This is a genomic window from Kribbella sp. CA-253562 (assembly GCF_050942265.1).
Classification (GTDB): Bacteria; Actinomycetota; Actinomycetes; order Propionibacteriales; family Kribbellaceae; genus Kribbella.
The window spans coordinates 5,241,359-5,260,205 of the sequence record NZ_CP192049.1; the positions used below are offsets into that span (position 1 = coordinate 5,241,359).

General features: G+C 69.0%; 16 protein-coding genes. 12 read left to right on the forward strand and 4 right to left on the reverse strand.

Annotation, left to right across the window (positions count from 1 at the left end):
* Nucleotides 1–256: 256 nt before the first annotated feature.
* The 7 genes from ACQPXM_RS24760 (at nt 257) to ACQPXM_RS24790 (ending at nt 9,221) form a co-directional block, all read left to right on the forward strand.
* Complete coding sequence (locus tag ACQPXM_RS24760) at nt 257–1,231, forward strand: alpha/beta fold hydrolase (protein WP_432937277.1); 975 nt, start codon at nt 257–259, stop codon at nt 1,229–1,231.
* A gap of 602 nt (nt 1,232–1,833) precedes the next feature.
* Nucleotides 1,834–3,018 (forward strand): heparan-alpha-glucosaminide N-acetyltransferase domain-containing protein, encoded by a 1,185-nt coding sequence (locus ACQPXM_RS24765; protein WP_432937280.1) that lies wholly within the window; start codon nt 1,834–1,836, stop codon nt 3,016–3,018.
* A 369-nt stretch (nt 3,019–3,387) separates the two neighbouring features.
* On the forward strand, nt 3,388–3,864 hold the full coding sequence (locus tag ACQPXM_RS24770; RefSeq protein WP_432937283.1) for a lipocalin-like domain-containing protein: 477 nt from the start codon (nt 3,388–3,390) through the stop codon (nt 3,862–3,864).
* A gap of 253 nt (nt 3,865–4,117) precedes the next feature.
* The gene (locus tag ACQPXM_RS24775; protein WP_432937286.1) at nt 4,118–5,542 is read left to right on the forward strand and encodes a short-chain fatty acyl-CoA regulator family protein; all 1,425 of its coding nucleotides are present in this window, start codon (nt 4,118–4,120) and stop codon (nt 5,540–5,542) included.
* Nucleotides 5,543–5,716: 174 nt separating this feature from the next.
* Entirely contained in the window at nt 5,717–7,207 is a 1,491-nt protein-coding gene (locus ACQPXM_RS24780; protein ID WP_432937288.1) for an MmgE/PrpD family protein, read from the forward strand.
* A complete protein-coding gene (gene prpB, locus ACQPXM_RS24785) occupies nt 7,207–8,100 on the forward strand; it encodes a methylisocitrate lyase (protein ID WP_432937291.1) in 894 nt (297 codons plus the stop codon). Before ACQPXM_RS24780 ends, prpB begins: the two co-directional genes overlap by 1 nt.
* Nucleotides 8,097–9,221, forward strand: coding sequence for a bifunctional 2-methylcitrate synthase/citrate synthase (locus tag ACQPXM_RS24790; protein ID WP_432937294.1), 1,125 nt, complete (start codon nt 8,097–8,099; stop codon nt 9,219–9,221). Before prpB ends, ACQPXM_RS24790 begins: the two co-directional genes overlap by 4 nt.
* A 3-nt stretch (nt 9,222–9,224) precedes the next feature.
* Here the strand turns inward: ACQPXM_RS24790 and ACQPXM_RS24795 are convergent, their stop codons facing one another.
* Complete coding sequence (locus ACQPXM_RS24795) at nt 9,225–10,355, reverse strand: CaiB/BaiF CoA transferase family protein (protein WP_432937297.1); 1,131 nt, start codon at nt 10,353–10,355, stop codon at nt 9,225–9,227.
* Nucleotides 10,355–11,524 (reverse strand): thiolase family protein, encoded by a 1,170-nt coding sequence (locus ACQPXM_RS24800; RefSeq protein WP_432937299.1) that lies wholly within the window; start codon nt 11,522–11,524, stop codon nt 10,355–10,357. The genes ACQPXM_RS24795 and ACQPXM_RS24800 overlap by 1 nt, the downstream gene beginning before the upstream one ends.
* 102 nt (nt 11,525–11,626) lie before the next feature.
* Here ACQPXM_RS24800 and ACQPXM_RS24805 point away from each other — a divergent pair, with 102 nt between their 5' ends.
* Genes ACQPXM_RS24805 through ACQPXM_RS24820 form a run of 4 tightly spaced genes read left to right on the forward strand, consistent with a single transcriptional unit; the run spans nt 11,627 to nt 15,052 of the window.
* Complete coding sequence (locus ACQPXM_RS24805; RefSeq protein WP_432937302.1) at nt 11,627–12,385, forward strand: SDR family NAD(P)-dependent oxidoreductase; 759 nt, start codon at nt 11,627–11,629, stop codon at nt 12,383–12,385.
* Complete coding sequence (locus tag ACQPXM_RS24810; protein ID WP_432937305.1) at nt 12,382–13,116, forward strand: SDR family oxidoreductase; 735 nt, start codon at nt 12,382–12,384, stop codon at nt 13,114–13,116. Before ACQPXM_RS24805 ends, ACQPXM_RS24810 begins: the two co-directional genes overlap by 4 nt.
* Nucleotides 13,113–14,291: an acyl-CoA dehydrogenase family protein gene (locus tag ACQPXM_RS24815; RefSeq protein ID WP_432937307.1), complete on the forward strand. Its 1,179-nt coding sequence runs from the start codon at nt 13,113–13,115 to the stop codon at nt 14,289–14,291. Before ACQPXM_RS24810 ends, ACQPXM_RS24815 begins: the two co-directional genes overlap by 4 nt.
* Nucleotides 14,288–15,052: an enoyl-CoA hydratase-related protein gene (locus tag ACQPXM_RS24820; protein WP_432937309.1), complete on the forward strand. Its 765-nt coding sequence runs from the start codon at nt 14,288–14,290 to the stop codon at nt 15,050–15,052. The genes ACQPXM_RS24815 and ACQPXM_RS24820 overlap by 4 nt, the downstream gene beginning before the upstream one ends.
* Before the next feature lie 56 nt (nt 15,053–15,108).
* Here ACQPXM_RS24820 and ACQPXM_RS24825 read toward each other — a convergent pair whose 3' ends face one another.
* On the reverse strand, nt 15,109–16,701 hold the full coding sequence (locus ACQPXM_RS24825) for a class I adenylate-forming enzyme family protein (protein WP_432937311.1): 1,593 nt from the start codon (nt 16,699–16,701) through the stop codon (nt 15,109–15,111).
* Nucleotides 16,702–16,746: 45 nt separating this feature from the next.
* On the opposite strand from ACQPXM_RS24825, the gene ACQPXM_RS24830 reads away from it, so the two are divergent.
* On the forward strand, nt 16,747–17,358 hold the full coding sequence (locus tag ACQPXM_RS24830) for a TetR family transcriptional regulator (protein WP_432937314.1): 612 nt from the start codon (nt 16,747–16,749) through the stop codon (nt 17,356–17,358).
* Between the two features lie 5 nt (nt 17,359–17,363).
* Here the strand turns inward: ACQPXM_RS24830 and ACQPXM_RS24835 are convergent, their stop codons facing one another.
* Entirely contained in the window at nt 17,364–18,770 is a 1,407-nt protein-coding gene (locus ACQPXM_RS24835; protein ID WP_432937316.1) for a short-chain fatty acid transporter, read from the reverse strand.
* Nucleotides 18,771–18,847: the final 77 nt, after the last annotated feature.

Consider the following 18,847-nt stretch of genomic DNA (forward strand, 5'->3'; position numbering starts at 1 on the left):
CGAGGACTACATCCACCTGTCCCCGAACAAGCAGGAACCGAACTCGCCAGCACCCTCATCGTCCGGCTGCTGGACCGTCTCGACAGTGAGGACGGTCCCGGCTCCGGTCCGAGCTGAACCAAGTCGCGTCCGTCAACTGGTCGACGTCAGAGTTCCGATTGACCGCGGCTCCGAGGCGCAAAGGCGCTCACCGCACCCGTGGCTGCCAACTCCACCTACAGCCGCTCGGGTGCGTCGGCGGGCGTAGCCTGGCGTGGTGCAGTACGCCGACTGGGGTGAGCGCGCCACTCGCTGGTCCGGGATTCGCAGCGAGACGGTCGATGTGCGCGGCACGAAGGTGCACTATCTGGTCACTGATCAGGCGCGGTCGCCGGAAGGACCGGTTCACCTGCTCGTTCCGAATCCGGCCAACAGCGCCTCGACCTGGCTCGACGTACTCGCCGAACTGCAACCACACGCGCACGCGATCGCCCTGGACCTGCCCGGCACGATCGCCGGTCACACCGCGCTACCGAACCGGCGCGCGGCCGGCATCGAGACCAACGCGCTGTTCCTGCGCGATTTCGCTGACGCACTCCACCTGGACCAGATCGTGCTCCACGGCTGGTCGGCCGGCGGAATGATCGCTTTGCTCTTCGCCGCCCAAGCACCCGAACGGGTCGCCCGGCTCGTGCTGGTGTTGCCGGCACTTCCTCCCCCGCTCAGCGGCAGCGAGACCCGCAACTGGCGGACTCTCGGCAGGGCTGGGCTGGCCATCGCCGCCCCGCTCGCCCTTGTCGTGGTCCGCCTGTCCGGGCGACGCATCCTCGCTGCGCAATTGCGGGTACTGGACGATCCCGCATTGATAGCGAACAGCAGATGGAACATCGGCGGCGACCTGACCAGAATGTCGCCCGAACTCGCCGCCCTCCTGCGAGACGAGATGGCAGCGGTCGAGCCAACGCGTCTGCGAAGCGCGATCACGGTCTATGCCTCGCTCATGTCGCTCATGTTCGTCCGGCAGCACCCCGCGCTCGACGCCATGCGCCGGGTCACGGCGCCGACTCTGTTGGTTTGGGGGGACGACGACCGCCTGACTCCCCGCGCGTCGATCGACGACTGGACCGCACAGCGGCCCGACTGGAACCTCGCGATCCTCCACCACGTCGGCCACGCGCCGCCGATCGAAGCCCCCGCCGAGTACGCCCGCACGGTCATCGACTGGTGCGGTCCTCAACTTCACGACCGGTAAGGCCGGGCGGCGCCTGGCTCGCCGCACAGACTGCGATTGATTTTCCGGCGTTCGCCGCCTCGGCCTGAGACAGATCCCGCAGGGTAAAGGACCGCTACACCGCCACTGCGAACGTGAACTTTGCCGTCGGCAACATTCTCGTCGCGGTCAGCATCACCGAGTCCAACAGGCCAGGCAAAGACCTCCGGCTCGACACCGAACTTGCCGCCCCATCGCGAGACAGCAGCGCGAGTCACCCGCCGCACAACTGCTCCGCCGTCGCCCGACCTGGTCGAATGAAGCTCACAATCGCAGCGATCCGGCACCACCATTGGCTAGCCTGAGGCGCGGCCGAACCATCCAACTCCTGCTTGCGTCAGCGCCTCATCCCGCCGCGCCGCGCCCCAAAGCGCAAACCACCTCACCATCGACATTGAGATCGGGCGACCGCGGGTCAGCAGACGTTCACGAACGAGAACGGCTCTCATGCGGGTTCCGCTGAGCGGCGAATTCACCGGCCGATGAGCCCGATCCACAGACTTGGATTTTGCACTGGCTTTCGCCCTCGCCGTGTTTGCTGTCCGCATACGAGGCGTGCAAACGGCACAGGCTGAGGAGACAAGATGGCGGTGCAGCAGGTGCCGGCCGGCACCTCCCAGGACTGCTCATCTGTCGGTGGCCGGTTGTCCGGCGTGGATGCCGCGCGCGGAATCGCCCTGCTCGGGATGATGTCGGTGCATATCATCCCGGCCACCGACGAGACGGGACAGACAACTACCGCCTACCTTGTGGCCAGCGGTCGGGCGTCGGCGTTGTTCGCCGTGCTCGCGGGTGTCGGTCTCGCCCTGGCGACCGGCGGCCCGCATCCGTACCGGGGCAGGCGCATGCTGGCCACCCGGAGCGGGCTCATCGTCCGGGCGAGTTTGCTCGCACTTCTGGGACTGACGCTCGGAGCGGTGGAGACACCTGTCGCGATCATCCTGGTTTACTACGCGCTGCTCTTCGTCTGCGCCGTGCCCTTCCTGTCGCTCGGCGCGAGAGCGCTCGTGCCGCTTGCGGTGGGCTGGGCGCTACTCGCGCCGGCTCTGAACCATGTACTGCGCTCGTCGCTGGACGGGTCCGGCAGCAGCAACCCGACCTTCGGCTCGCTCGCCGAACCCGGCGTACTAGTCACGGAACTGGCTCTGACCGGGTACTACCCGGTGTTGCCGTGGATCGCCTACCTGCTGGCCGGGATGGCCGTCGGCCGGCTCGCTCTCGGCTCGCCGCGAGTGGCTGCGGGCCTCCTCGTCGGCGGCGCAGGCCTGGCCATCCTTGCCAAGGTTGTGTCCTGGACGCTGCTGTACCCGCTCGGTGGCCTCGCCCGGATCGTGGGTAGTCCCGCGGTTGAGCGCAGACTGTCGACCTCGCTCGGCGGCACCACCCCCACGACTTCCTGGTGGTGGCTCGCCGTATCCGGTCCGCACTCGGGAACGCCACTCGACCTGCTCCACACGATCGGCACAGCACTCGGCGTGCTCGGCGCCTGCCTGCTGACTATCCGCGTCGCAGCACCCCTGTTGACACCACTGGTCGCTGCCGGCGGTATGACGCTCACGCTCTACAGCACCCACGTCGTCGCACTCGGCGTGGCCGGACACGACGCCGACGAAACCGCACTTCTGATCGTCCACGTGATCGTCGCGGTAGCCTTCGCGTTCACCTGGCGGGCCTACCACCAACGCGGCCCACTCGAAGCCGTGATCTCGGCGGCCGAGCGATCCGTCCGAACCTTCACGTCCAACGCGAGAAGGGGCCCATTACCGTGATGGGGCTGATCGCCGGCTGCTCGCGTCACGGACATGTTGCGCAAGCGTCGCCCCGGACTTGCAGGGTCCTCCGGTCCAGATCAAGCTCGTGTGAAGTGGCGTTTTCCGTGGGCGTTGTCTCTGTGTGGATTCGCCGGAGCAGGAGCAGCGCGTTCGAAGTGGCTGCGGGAACCCGGGAAGAACGCGCTGTCCAGGTAGTACGCGTCGCCGTTGGACAGGCGGTACAGCGTCGCCTGCTGCGAAGGGATGCCCTGACAGTACACGTCTCGAGAGGGACTCCCTCGCGGCCGGCGGAACGGGTTGACTGGAGTATCGGAGCATTCGTTGCCTCCGGCATCTCCATCCCCGAAGCAGAGGAGCCTGCGAGACATGATGACGATCAAGCGAAGGATCACCGCGCTCACACTGGTGGCCGCACTCGCGCTCGCCCTCCAGGCGATCGCGCCGCCGTTCGCCCAGCAGAGCAGGGCCGACCGGGGCACCAGACCCCTGATCGGCGCCTGGCAGATGACCTCCCTGGAGGTCGGCACCGAAGGAAATCTGGAGCCCGTGCCGTACTCCGGCCAAGTCGTCTTCACCCCGTCCGGCACCATGTCGGTCCAGGCCAGGAACCTCGACCCCGCCGCACCGGACACGCCGTACACGTTGAACGGGTATGAAGCCTTCTACGGACACGTCGATGTCGACCGGCCCGCCGGCACGTTCGTCGTCACCGTCGAGTCGTCCCTGGTCCCCGCTCTCGTCGGTCAGCGCCTCACCCGGGCCTTCGAGGTGAAGGGCAACACGCTCGTGCTGACCCCGCCCGACCCGTCCGAAGGCTGGCGCGCGACGTACAAGCGGTCCTGACCGGCTTTACATGCTCCTCGTACGCACAGTGAACCCGGCGGGAATCCCGATATCGGCCTCTTTGCGTTCCAGGGGCCCTGGCCCGTGACGCTGAGCGGTACTACCGCGCCACGTACTACGGCGGCAAAGGCCACCAGAGGATTTGGTCAGTTGGCTCGCACTGGGACTGACCCTGCAAATTCCTTTCAATCGGCAGGCCGCCCTTGCCAACTTTGCGAAGACGAATCTTCGCTGGTTCGTCGTACAGTGGGTCATGGACAAGGTGTTCGCCGGTGGGCGGTTGACGCGGTTGCGGCAGGACCGGGGGTTGAGTCAGGTCGCGCTGGCCAGGGTGCTGGCGATTTCTCCGAGTTACCTGAACCAGATTGAGCACGACACGCGGCCGGTGACGGTGTCGGTGCTGGTTCGGTTGACCGAGGTGTTCGGGATCGATCCGGCGTTCTTCGCGCCGCAGGATTCTGCTCGGCAGTTGGCGGAGCTGCGAGAGGCGTTGCCCGCTGGGCCGGGTGGTACGCCGGTTGCGGTGACCGATCTGCAGGAGCTGGTGAGCTCGATGCCGGAGGTTGCTGATGCCGTGATCGAGTTGTTTCGGCGGCATCGGGAGGTCAGCGAGCACCTTGGGTCGGTGACCGACAGCCGGACCGACTCCCCTACCGCGACGCCGCACGAGCTGGTGCGGGACTTCTTCTACCGGAATCAGAACTACTTCGACTCCCTGGACCGTGCCGCCGAAGGAGTCGCGGAAGAGCTCGGGGCCAGGCGTGGGGAAGTACGGCGTGCGCTGCGCAGGCATCTGGCGGCGGCACACGGGATCCGGGTGGTGCAGCGTTCGACCGAGGACCACAAGTCCGACGTCAACGAGCTGCACCGGTTCGACCCGGCGCAGGGCACCTTGTACTTCTCCGCGCACCTCAGCGCCGGGCAGCAGGCGTTCCGGATGGCGACCCAGCTCGCCCTGCTCGAGGCGCAGCGAGAGATCGACGAACTGCTGGACGCCCAGGTTTGGGCGGACGGGCAGACGCGCGACCTCGCCCGGATCGGACTGGCCAACCATTTCGCGGGGGCGTTCGTCCTGCCCTACACGCCGTTCTTCCGGGCGGCCGAGCGGTTCCGGTACGACGTCGAGCTGCTGGCGGGGCACTTCGGGGTGAGCTACGAGACCATCGCGCACCGGCTCAGCACGTTGCAGCGCCCCGGGCTGCGCGGGGTACCGTTCATCTTCGTCCGGGTCGACCGGGCCGGGAACATCTCCAAACGCCAGTCCGCGACCAGCTTCCACTTCTCCCGCAGCGGCGGCACCTGCCCGCTGTGGAACGTGTACGAATCGTTCGCCACCCCTGGGCGCGTGATCACCCAGGTCGCCGAGATGCCCGACGGTCAGCGCTACCTCTGGGTGGCGCGGGCCATCACTCGCAGCCGCGGCGGGTACGGGCGGCCCGCCCGGACGTTCGCGCTGGGGCTCGGGTGCGAGATCCGGCAAGCCGGCCGGCTGGTGTACGCCGATGGGCTGAACCTGAACGACCGTGGCTCGGCGATGCCGATCGGCCCCGGGTGCAAGACCTGTGACCGGCCCCGCTGCCCACAGCGTGCCGCCCCACCGATCGGGCACGCGCTGAACATCGACGAGAACCGCAGCACCTTCGTGCCCTACCCGCTCGCCCCGAGCCGCCCAAGCTGACCGCGGGCATAGGCATAGGCGTAGCTCACCACGTCATTTGCCGCGCCCATCGACTTCACAACCGCCATTACTTGCGAATCTTCGCTTTCAACACTTCGCAGCTTGGCACTCTTTCGCAGTCATCGCGCCCGGTGCGAGTCTCGCTGAACACCCCCGCACCCGAAGGACGTGTCAGTGATCGAGCACCAGGTCCGTGTCAGCCCGAGCAGTGCCCGTCTCCCCCGCGAGGATCAGCTCGCCTGGAAGCTCGCCGAGCTCGCCGCGGACCCGGTCGGTGTCCGCGACGACGTCGCCGAGATGGTCGTCAACCGGATCATCGACAACGCCGCCGTCGCGGTCGCGTCGGTCAACCGCAAGTCCGTGGTCGCGGCCCGCGGCCAAGCGCTGGCTCACCCGAGCCCACGCGGTGCCGCGGTCGTCGGTACGACGCCCGACGTCCGCGTCTCCCCCGAGTGGGCCGCCTGGGCCAACGGCGTCGCGGTCCGTGAGCTGGACTACCACGACACGTTCCTGGCCGCGGACTACTCGCACCCCGGCGACACCATCCCGCCGCTGCTGGCGGTCGCCCAGCATGTCGGCGCCGACGGCAACCAGCTGACCCGCGCGATCGCCACGGCGTACGAGGTGCAGGTCGACCTGGTCACGGGAATCTGCCTGCACGAGCACAAGATCGACCACATCGCGCACCTCGCACCCGCCGTCGCGGCCGGGCTCGGCACCTTGCTGGACACCGCACCGGAGATCACCTACCAGGCGATCGGCCAGGCGTTGCACACGGCAACGACCACCCGGCAGTCGCGCAAGGGCGCGATCTCCAGCTGGAAGGCGTACGCGCCCGCCTTCGCCGGCAAGGTCGCGATCGAGGCGGTGGACCGCGCGCTGCGCGGCGAGGGCGCACCGGCCCCGATCTACGAAGGCGAGGACGGCGTCATCGCCTGGCTGCTGAACGGCCCGGACGCCTCGTACGCCGTACCGCTGCCTGCGCCCGGTGAGCCGAAGCAGGCGATCCTGCGGACGTACACCAAGGAGCACTCCGCGGAGTACCAGAGTCAGGCGCTGATCGACCTGGCCCGCCGGATGCGGACCCGGATCCGCGACCTGTCGGCCGTCGAGTCGATCCTGATCCGCACCAGCCACCACACCCACTACGTCATCGGGACGGGTGCGAACGACCCGCAGAAGCTCGACCCGGCCGCCAGCCGCGAGACACTCGACCACTCGATCATGTACATCTTCGCGGTCGCACTGCAAGACGGCACCTGGCACCACGTCGACTCCTACACCCCGCAGCGCGCCCAGCGCGCCGACACGGTCGACCTGTGGCACCGCATCACAACCGTCGAGGACCCGGAATGGACCGAGCGGTACCACGCCACTGAACCGGAGTTCGGCGGCCGGGTCGAGATCACGCTCACCGACGGGACCGTCGTCTCCGACGAACTCGGCGTCGCCGACGCACACCCACGCGGGGCCCGTCCCTTCGCCCGGCCGAACTACCTCGACAAGTTCCGGATGCTCGCCGCCGGGGCGGTGTCCGTGCAGGAGCAGCAGCGGTTCCTCGCCCTCGTCCAGCGGTTGCCGCAGCTCAGCGCTGCGGAGGTCGCGCAGCTGAGCGTGACGGTCGACGACATGAAGCTCCAGGTGTCCGCCGAAGGACTCTTCTGATGACCGCCGCGGAACGCCGGCTCGCGCTGCGCGAAGGACTCTCGTCCGGCCGGTTGCTGCGCTTCCCCGGTGCGTTCACTCCGCTGTCGGCCCGGCTGATCGAGGAGAAGGGATTCGACGGCGTCTACATCTCCGGAGCCGTGCTCGCCGCTGAGCGCGGACTGCCGGACATCGGCCTCACCACGCTGACCGAGATCACCGACCGCGGCCGTGAGATCAGCGCGGTCACCGGCCTGCCGACGTTCATCGACGCCGACACCGGCTTCGGTGAACCACTGAACGTCGCCCGTACGGTCGAGTCCTTGGAGGCTGCCGGGCTCGCGGCCTGCCACCTCGAGGACCAGCTGAACCCGAAGCGCTGCGGGCATCTCGACGGCAAGACGCTCGTCGATCGCACCGACATGGTTCGCAAGATCGGCGCTGCGGTCGGTGCCCGGACCGACCCGAACTTCGTCGTCTGCGCGCGGACCGACGCCCGCGCCGTCGAGGGGCTCGACGCCGCGATCGACCGGGCCAAGGCGTACGTCGACGCCGGCGCGGACCTGATTTTCCCCGAGGCGCTGACCGGTCTCGGCGAGTTCGAGACTTTCCGCGAAGCAGTCGGCGTACCGGTCCTGGCGAACATGACCGAGTTCGGCAAGAGCGAACTCTTCACCGCGAGGCAGCTGGCCGACGCCGGCGTCAGCGTGGTGATCTACCCGGTCACCTTGCTGCGGATCGCCATGGGCGCGATCGAGCGCGCCCTCGACACCATCGAGTCCGTCGGCACGCAGGCCCAGCTCGTCCCCGACATGCAGACCCGCGCGCGCTTGTACGAGTTGCTGAAGTACGCCGACTACAACCGCTTCGACGAGTCCGTCTTCAACTTCACCGTTCCCGAGGAGCACCGATGACCGATATTCACCGCGGACTCGCCGGAGTCGTCGTCGACACCACGACGATCTCGATGGTCAACCAGGACACCAACTCGCTCACCTACCGCGGCTACCCCGTTCAGGAGCTCGCCGCGTCGTGCAGCTTCGAGCAGGTCGCGTGGCTGCTGTGGCACGGCGAGCTGCCGACGCCGTCCGAACTTCGCGAGTTCAGTCTGTACGAGCGCAGCCGCCGGCCGCTGGGCCGCACGGCGTCGACGGTCCTCGGCCGGCTTCCCGAGTCCTGCCACCCGATGGACGTACTCCGTACGGCGGTCAGCTACCTCGGCGCCGACGACCCGGCCGAGGGCCTGGCCGACCGCGACCACAACCTGCTCAAGTCCATCGACATGTTCGCCAAGCTGCCGACCATTGTCGCCCAGGAGCAGCGTCGGCGGCGCGGACTCGATCCGATCCTGCCCGACCCCGACCTCGGGTACGCCGAGAACTTCCTGCACATGTGTCTGGGCCACGTCCCACCGGCCGAACAGGTCCGGGCCTTCGAGGTCTCGATGATCCTGTACGCCGAGCACAGCTTCAACGCCTCCACCTTCACCGCCCGCGTCGTCACCTCGACCCTGTCGGACATCTACAGTGCGGTCACCGCCGCGATCGGCGCGCTCAAAGGCCCGCTGCACGGCGGCGCGAACGAAGCCGTCATGCACATGCTCAGCGAGATCGGCGATGCGTCGCGCGTCGATGCCTGGCTGGACGACGCCCTGGCGTGCAAACGCAAGATCATGGGCTTCGGGCACCGGGTCTACAAGCACGGCGACTCCCGCGTACCGACGATGACGGCCGAACTGCGAGCCCTCACCGCGCCCGGCCAGGCCGACGGCCTGATGGCGACGTACGACGCACTGGCGGCGGCGATGCTCGACCGCTTGGGGATCCACCCGAACCTCGACTACCCGACCGGGCCGCTCTACCACCTGATGGGCTTCGACATTCCGATGTTCACCCCGTTGTTCGTGATGAGCCGGATCACCGGCTGGACCGCCCACGTGATGGAGCAACTGGAGTCCAACACCCTCATCCGCCCGCTCAGCAGCTACACCGGTGCCAGGCAGCGCGAAGTCCCGGCCACGCAGCTGGTGGGTTGACCGTCAGCCCAGATCACGAAGGATCTCGTCGGTGTCCGCGCCGGGCCGCGGCTGGCGACGCGGCAGGCCCGCCGGAGTCACGCTGAACCGCGGCGCCGGAGCCGGCTGGGTCCTGCCGCCGACTTGGACGAAGGTGTCACGGGCCACGTTGTGCGGATGGCGCACCGCCTCCTGCCCGCTGAGCACCGGTTGAACGCAGGCGTCGGTGCCGTCGAAGATCGCGGTCCACTCCGCCAGCGTCCTGGATGCAACGATCGCAGCCACGCGCTCGGTCATTCGCGGCCACAGCGCAGGATCGCGATGTGAGCGGGCCCAGTCGCCGGCGTACTGCTCCCCGAGCAGCGTCACGAACTGCTCGTAGAACTGAGGCTCGATCGCCCCGACCGACAGGTGCCGGCCGTCGGCTGTCTCGTACACGCGGTAGAAGTGCGCACCGCCGTCGAGCAGGTTGGACTCCCGCGCGTCGTTCCACATCCCGGCCGATCGATGAGCGTGCAGCATCGTCGTGAGTGACGCGGTGCCGTCGAGCACGGACGCGTCCACCACCTGCCCCTCACCGGTCGCGCGCGCGTGCAGGACAGCAGCCAGTACGCCGAGCGCGAGGAACGTTCCCCCACCGCCGAAGTCGCCGAGCAGATTCAGCGGTACGACGGGCCCGCTCTCGGCGGTTCCGATCGGATCGAGCGCGCCCGCGATCGCGATGAAGTTGATGTCGTGCCCGGGCCGGCCGGCGAGCGGACCTGTCTGTCCCCAGCCCGTCATCCGCCCGTAGACCAGCGCCGGGTTCACCTCGAGGCAGACCGCCGGCCCGAGGCCGAGGCGCTCGGCGACCCCTGGACGGAATCCCTCGACGAGCACGTCGGCGCGCCGTACCAGGGCCAGGACGACATCGCGGTGCTCGGCATTCTTCAGGTCGAGCTCGATCGACCGGCGGTTGCGATTGAGCAGGTCCAGCTCCGGCGGCACCGGGTTGCCCGCGTGGCCGCCGGGCCGGTCGACCCGGATCACATCGGCGCCGAGGTCCGCGAGCAGCATCACGCCGTACGGCGCCGGGCCGATCCCCGCGAGCTCGACGACCGTCAGCCCGGCCAGCGGGCCGGTCCGGGCCGACCCGGCCGGATCCACGGCGGTCATCAGAGCCGCTCGATGACCGTCGCGTTGGCGGTCCCACCGGCCTCGCACATCGTCTGGAGCCCGAGCGTCTTGCCGCTGTCCTCGAGCTCGTGCAGCAGCGTAGTCATCAGCCGGGTGCCGGAGGCGCCCAGCGGATGGCCTAGTGCGATCGCTCCACCGCGCGGGTTCAACCTGTCGTGATCGACCTTCAATTCCCGCGCCCAAAGCATCGGGACGACCGCGAACGCCTCGTTGACCTCGAAGCTGTCGATGTCGGAGACCGCCAGCCGTGCGCGGTCGAGCACCTTCTTGGTCGCCGGGACGATCCCGCGCAGCATCCGGACCGGGTCGTCACCGACCACGGCATACCCGAGGAACCGGGCCCGCGGCCGCAGCCCGAACCGCTCGGCCGCCGACCGTGACATCAGCAGAATCCCCGAGGCACCGTCGGTGTAGGGCGAGGAGTTCCCGGCGGTCACCTTCCAGTCCAGGGCGCCGAACCGCTGCAGCACCGATGGATCCGCGAACGCAGGCGGCAGCGTCGCGAGCTTCTCGACCGTCGTGCCCGCCCGTACGGTCTCGTCACCGCGGCCGCCGCCCGGCGAGATCGTCTCGCGGGCGAATCCGCCCTGCTCCCAGGTCAGCGCGGCTCGGCGGTGCGACTCGGCGGCGAACTCGTCGAGCTCGAGACGGCTGAACCCGTACTCACGCGCCAGCAGCTCCGCTGACAACCCCTGCTGAATCAAGCCCGGCGAGTACCTCGCGGCGACCCGCGGTCCGTACGGATCGTGGTCGCCGTACTGGCTGAACATCGGCGTACGGCTCATCAGCTCGACACCGCCGGCGATGACGACGTCGTACGCGCCCGCCGCGATGCCTTGCGCCGCGAAGTGCACCGCCTGCTGGCTGCTGCCGCACTGCCGGTCGACCGTGGTCCCGGGCACGTGCTCGGGAAAGCCCGCGGCCAGCACGGCGCTCCGGGCGATGTTCCCGGCCTGCTCGCCGCCTTGTGTGACGCACCCCGCGATGACGTCGTCGACCGCGCCGGGGTCGACCCCGGACCGGTTCACCAGCTCGGTCAGGACGTCGGCGAGCAGGTCCGCGGCATGCCGATCCGACAGCGCGCCGCCTGGTTTCCCCTTGCCGCTGGTCGTTCGCACCGCTTCGACGATGACGGGAGTGGTGTCCATCGCATACCTCCGGGCTGCTCTTTACGAATATACCGACCGATCGGTACAATCATCGCTCGGAATCGGCCTGCCGTCAAAGGCCGAGCAGATTCAGGAGGCACGATGAAGATCGCAGGAGGAGCCGCCGTGGTCACGGGCGCGGCGTCCGGACTCGGCCGGGCGACGGCCGTCGCCCTGGCGGCAGCCGGCGCGGAGGTGCTGGCCGTGGACCTACCCGCGGCGGCTCAGGATGTGGAACCTGTCCCCGGCGTCACCTACGTCGGCGCCGATGTCACAGTCCCCACGCAGGTCGAGCGGCTCTTCGGCCGGTTCGATCCGCTCGGCACTCCCCTGCGCGTCGTCGTCAACTGCGCCGGGGTGGCCCCGTCGGAACGGATCGTCGGGCGCAAGGGCGTGCACGACATCGAGCGCTTCGCCCGAGTCGTCCAGGTGAACCTGGTCGGCAGTTTCGCTGTACTGGCGCACGCGGCTCAGGTGATGGCGCGCTACCCGGCCGGCGATGACGATCAGCGCGGCGTCGTGGTCAACACGGCGTCGGTCGCCGCGACCGACGGCCAGATCGGGCAAGCGGCGTACGCCGCCTCGAAGGCCGGTGTCGCCGGCCTGACGCTGCCCGCGGCCCGCGACCTGGCCGGACTCGGGATCCGGGTCTGCGCCATCGCGCCGGGAATCATCGACACCCCGATGATGGCGACGGTCGGTGCGGACTACCGGGCCGGCCTCGCGGCCGGGGTCCCGTTCCCGCCGCGGTTCGGGCGGCCCGAAGAGTTCGCGCGGCTGGTCCTGTCGATCGTGGACAACGACTACCTGAACGGCGAGGTCATCCGGCTCGACGGCGCGCTGCGGATGGCCGCCCGATGAGCGGCGTGTCGGGCCGGGTCGTGCTCGTCACCGGCGGATCGCGGGGCATCGGGGCCGCGATCGTCCGGGCGCTGGCCGCGCGGGGCGTTCGGGTGGGCTGCGGCTACGTGTCCTCGCAGGCTGCCGCAGAGCGCCTCGCCGACGAGTTCCCCGGGCTTGTCGTACCGGTCGCATACCGGCTCGGCGACGCGGAATCGGCGCGGGCCGCGGTGACCGCGACCGTTGCGGAGTGGGGCCGGCTCGACGGTGTCGTGGCCAACGCCGGAGTCTGGGCCGGCGGCCGGATCACCACGATGGACGAGGACGACTGGTTCCGCGTCGTCGCCGACAACCTCCAGGGCGTCGCGCAGCTCAGCCGCGCCGCGTTGCCGCACCTCGCCGCGGCGGAGTCCGCGAGCGTCACGATCGTGTCGTCGGTGATCGGGCTGATCGGCGGTCCCGGCGACACGGCGTACGCGAGTGCGAAGGCCGGCCTGTTCGGGTTCGGCCGCGCGCTGGCCAAGGAGGTCGCGCGGGACGGGATCCGGGTCAATCTGCTGGCGCCCGGTTTCGTCGAGACCGACATGACGAGCCGGGTCCCGGACAGCTCCCGCGAAGAGATCGCCCGGTCGATCCTGCTCCGGCGGTTCGGCCAGGCCGAAGAGATCGCGTCCGCTGCGGTGTACCTCAGCGAGGACGCGACGTACTGCACCGGTTCGATACTCACAGTGGATGGTGGTTGGTCGTTATGACACAGCACAACGTCGGGATGGACCCGCAGGAGTACACGAAGCTGCGCGAGCGCGTCTTCACCACGATCTGGACCGAACTGGACCCGCTCGAGGAGGAGATCGAGAACACCGAGCACCTCCCACTGGACAAGGTGATGCCGGCCCTGAAGGACATCGGCGCCTTCGGCTTCATCGTCCCGGCCGAGTACGGCGGCGCCGGGATGTCGATGTCGCAGTACCTGCCGATCATCGCCGAGTTCGCCAAGATCCACGGCGGCATCCGGTGCCTGGTGCACGTGCACAACTCGTTCGCGCACGCGCTGTCCGAGATCGGTACGGCGGAGCAGCGGCAGGCCGTCCTGCCGGGAGCGGCCCGCGGCGACCGGTCGGTCGCGTTCGCGCTGACCGAGCCCGACCACGGGACCGGCGCCGACCTCGGGTCGGTCGCGACCAGAACCGCCAACGGGTATGTGATCAACGGCCGTAAGCACCTGATCACGAACTCGCAGATCGCCACCGAGTTCATCTACTTCGCCAAGACCGGCCCGACCGAGGTGTCGGCGTTCCTGGTCCCCCGGGACTCCGCCGGTCTGCACATCCGCGCACTGCCCGAGACGATGGGCTGCAAGGGCGGTGAGCACGGCGAGCTCACGCTGGTCGACGTCGAGGTTCCGCACAGCGCGCTGATCGGCGCCGAGGGCGCCGGTGTCGCCAACCTGGAGGCGGCCCTCGAGATCAGCCGGGTCTTCATCGCGGCGTCCTCTCTCGGAACCTCGCAGCGCGCGCTCGAGCTGTCGCTGCGGCACGCCAAGAACCGGGTCACCTTCGGCAAACCGCTGGAAGCCCGGCAGGCGATCCAGCGCTACCTCGCAGAGATGGCGATCGACGTCCAGGCCCTCGGCCTGATGGTCGCCGACGCCGGCCGCAAGGCCGACCGCGGACTGCGGATCCCGGCCGAGGCCAGCATGGTCAAGCAGTTCGGCCTCGAAGCCGTCGGCCGGGTCACCGACCGCGCGCTGCTCGTGCACGGCGGCATCGGCTACACCCGGAAGTCCCCGATCGAGCGGCTGTACCGCGACGCGCGGCTGAACTGGCTCGAGGAAGGGACGCCGACGATCCAGTACATGGTGACCGCGGGGCAGCTGATCGACGGTTACCAGTTCAGCGATCCCTTTGCCGTCGGCAACGACGGATGAACGCCGTGCCCGACGTACTGGTCGAGCAGCGTGGCGCCGTCCTCGTGTTGACCCTCAACCGCCCGCACCGGCTGAACGCGATCGACGAAGGACTGTCCCGCGCGCTCGGTGACGCCCTCGACCGCGCCGACCGCGACAACGGTGTCGGCGCGGTCGTGATCGCCGCCGCCGGCAAGGCGTTCTGCGCGGGGATGGACCTCGACGCGTTCCTCGGCGGCGAGCCGATCCGGCACCCCGAGCGGCCCGAGTGGGGTATCGCCGGGATCGTCCGGCACCAAGTCTGCGTACCGATGATCGCGGCCGTGCACGGCGTCGCCGCAGGAGGCGGCTTCGAGATCGCGCTGGCCTGCGACCTGGTGGTCGCCGAGGAGTCCGCCCGGTTCGCGCTGCCCGAGATCAAGCTCGGTCTGTTCGCCGCCGCGGGCGGACTGCTGAGGCTGCCGGCGCGGATTCCCGCGCAGGTGGCCGCCGAGCTCGCCTACACCGGCCGGTTCGCGACCGCGACCGAGCTGGCCGGCTGGGGCCTCGTGAACCGCACGGTGCCCGACGGGACCGCGCTCGACGCGGCGATCGAACTGGCCGCTGGGATCGCGGCCCAGGCTCCGGCGGCGGTCAGGGCGACCAAGCAGCTGCTGTCGCGGGCGACCGCGGTCGAGGACGAGGCCTGGGCGGTCAACGACGAGCTGATGCGGACGGTTTTCTCGACCGACGACGCCAAGGAGGGCGTGAACGCGTTCCTCGGCAACCGACGGGCTCGCTGAATCAACGAGAGGGGCGCCGGACCACCGAATCGGTCCGGCGCCTCTTTGCTGACTTCCTAGACGAGCCGTCCGTCGGCCGGCCAGTAGCGTTCGCGCAGGTCGCGCTTGCGCAGCTTGCCGGACCCGGTCCGCGGTAGCGCGGCCACGAACTCCACGTGCCGCGGCTTCTTGTACGACGCGAGGTTCGCCGTACAGGCCCCGATCACTTCCTCCGGCGTCAGCTGATGAGCGTCGCGCACCACCACGAAGGCGAGCAGCGCCTCGCCCCAGGTCTCGTCGGGTACGCCGATCACGGCGACCTCCTGGACCGCCGCCAGCGTGCTGATCGCCTGCTCGACCTCGTTGGGGTAGACGTTGTAGCCACCGGTGATGACCATGTCCTTCAGGCGGTCGACGATCGTGAGGTACCCGTCGGAGTCCAGCCTGCCGAGGTCGCCGGTGCGCGCCCAGCCGTCGGCGTCGATCATCTGCGCCGTCGCTTCCGGCCGGCCCCAGTAGCCGATCATCGTGGTGTCGGTGCGCACCACGATCTCACCCACCTCCCCCGGCCCGGCCTCGCTGCCGTCCCGCGCGACGATCCGCAACTCGACGAACGGGCTGACCCGGCCCGCTGACGCCAGCCGGGCCGGCGGCGAACCATCGGGGTCGAAGGTGTGATCCTCGGCGGACAGGCACGACAGCGGCAACGGGGTCTCGCTGAGCCCGTAGAACTGGACGAAGACGTCACCGAACACCGCCCGCGCGCGGATCAGGCGGTCGGGCGCGATCGGCGAACCGGCGTACACGATCGTCCGGAGTGTGGGGTACTCGTGCGGGCTGCTCTCCGCCGCCAGCAGCAGCAGGTTGAGCATCGTCGGGACCATCGGCAGCACCGTGACCTGGTGCGCGCGGATCAGGTCGAGCACGGTCTCCGGGGAGAACTTCGGCACCGCCAGGTGTGCGGCGCCCGTCGCGACGTACACCGGACCGATGTACCCGCTGAGGTGTGACAGCGGAGCGGCGTGCAGGACCACGTCTGCGCTGGTCACCACCGGGAGCTCGACCATCGCGTTACGCACCATCGCCAGCCAGTTCGCGTGGCTGAGCGTCGCGCCCTTCGGTACGCCGGTGGTGCCGCTGGTGTAGAGCAGCGCCGCCGGATCCTCCGGACGCGGCCACTCCGACGGAGGCTCCGGTGACCCCTGCGCCAGGAGGTCCGCGAGCGTCACGTCGGCCGCCGCCGGACGATCGGCGACAAGGAGCTTCAACGCCGGCAGTCCAGCGCGTTCGGCGGCGATCCGCTCGGCCCAGTCCGGGGAGGTGAAGATCGTCGTGGCCCCACAGTCCGCGAGGATGTGGACCACCTCGCGCAGGTGCAGCCGGGTGCTGATCGCGACCCGGACGAACCCGCCGAGGAACAGCGCCTGGTCGATCGCGAAGTACTCCGGGCAGTTGTCCAGCAGGATCACGCCGCGATCGCCGCGGGACATCCCCGCGGCGAGCAGCCCACTGGCCACGCGGTGAACCCGCTCCCCCAGCTCGGCGTACGTCAGGCTCCGATCACCGTCGATGACGGCGGTCCTGGCGGCGTAGTTGCGGTACGACCGCTCCTGCAGCGTCGCCATCGTGACGCGACTCGCGGTCGCGCGGCCAGGTTCGAGGTGCGACATGGCACCCTCCTTGGTACTGATCGGTCGATACATTACTATGCCAGAATGAGCACCGAGCGGCCACGCCGCGGACGTCCCCCGGCCACCGACGGCGAGGCGACCAGAGAACGGATCCTCCGGATCGCCGCCGAGACCTTCGCCAGCCACGGCTACCACGGCACCGGCGTCGCCCAACTCGGCGAGGCCACCGGCCTGCAGCGCGGTGCGTTGTATTACCACATCAAGTCCAAGGAGGACCTGCTCTTCGACCTGTCCAAGCGGCATGTCGAGGAGGCACTGACCCGCGGCCGCCCGATCGTCGAGTCCGATCTCCCGCCGGTGCAGAAGTTCCGCGAACTGGCCCGCGAGCACTTGACCGTGATCACCAAACGGCAGGCCGAGGTCCGCGTCGTTCTGCGCGAGATGCAGTTCCTCACCGGCAAACGGGCCACCGCGCTGAACAAGCTGCGCGAGGAGTACGAGGGCCTGTTCGCAACCGTACTGAAGGAAGGTGCCGCCACCGGCGTCTTCAGCGAGCCCGACATCGTCACCACCCACGCGATCCTCGGCATGTACAACTCGACCAGCGCCTGGTTCTCACCGAAGGCGGCGTTGACCGCTCCGGAGCTGGCCGACCGGCTCAGCGACATCGTGCTCGACGGCATCATGATTGCCTGAGGCCCCTACATCCCGGAGCCGGCGAGCAGCAGGCCGCCGCCGTACAGGACGAAGAACACGATCAGTACGACGAAGGTGTAACCCATCACCTGGCGCACCCGCAGCCCGGCGATCGCCAGCAGCGGAATCGTCCAGAACGGCTGGATCATGTTGGTCCACTCGCCGAGCGCGACCCCCATCACGACCCGCGACGGCGCGACACCGAGCGTCTGCGCGGCCTCGAGGAAGATCGGTCCCTGCACCACCCACTGGCCTCCACCGGACGGAATGAAGACGTTGATCAGGCCGGCCGAGACGAAGCCCCAAAAGCTGAGCGTCGAGGCGCTGGACACGTCCACGAACCAGCCGCCCATCACCGCCACCAGCCCGGTCGCGCCCATCATGCCCGCCATCCCCGCGTAGAACGGGTACTGCAAAATGATCTCGCCGACCGTCGCGCTTGCCCGGCCGACCAGCACCATGTAGTGCCGCAGCGAACGCGCGAGCAGCAGTCCGAGCGCGACGAACGTCCAGTTGACGATGTCCAGAGTCAGGCCGAAACCGTCGCGGACGAAGTACAGCGCGACGTACCCGGTGAGCGCGAGGCCGGGGACGATGCTGAGCAGGCGGTTGTTGTCCAGACGCTCGCCGAACGTCGGCTTGGTCCGCGTGAGCGTGGTCGCGCCGCCCGGCGCGACCGGTCCGTCGGTCACCTGCAGGTACTGGTGGTCCGACTCCAGCCCCGACGCCTCGTACTCCGCCACCGCCTCCTCTGAGATCTCGACGATCTCGCTGTCCTTGCGCGGCCGCAGCAGCGCCATCAAGACGGTGATCACGAGCAGCCCGACCAGCAGGATGCCCACGTTCCACGGGCTGAAGATGGTCTCGGTGACCGGGATGATCCCGATCTTGCTCTCCATCGTGTGCCCCGGCGTCGCGACGAACAGCGCCGCCGAGCTCGAGTAGCCCATCGACCACAGCACGAACCCGCCGTACGCCGAAGCCACCAGCAACGGGTAGTGCAGCCGGATCCCGCGCTTGCGCGCCTGGATCGCGACCTGGCGCGCGATCAGGGCGCCCACCACCAGGCCGAGCGCCCAGGACACCAGGCTCGACACCCCCGCGATGAAGGCGACCAGCGCGTACGCCGTGGCTTGCCGCCGAGGCAGTCCGCCGACCTTCTCCAGCATCCGCCGGACGGCGTCGGTGTGCGCGAGCGCGTGGGACGCCACCAGGGTCAGCGCGAGCTGCCCGATGAACGCCATCAGGCCGTCGAGGCCGTCGCCCCAGGCGTACAGGGTCGTCTTCGGTCCGGCGTCGGTGAGACTCAGACACCCGAGGAAGATCACCCCTGACAGCACGATCGCGAAGACGAACGGATCGGGGTAGAAGCGCTCCACCAGCACGGTGAAGGGCTTGGTGAGACGGTGCATGGTGTCGCCTCCAGCAGTAATGTACCGATCGATTGGTCTATTAAATTGATCAGCCGTGAGCGCCTGGTGCTGCCGCG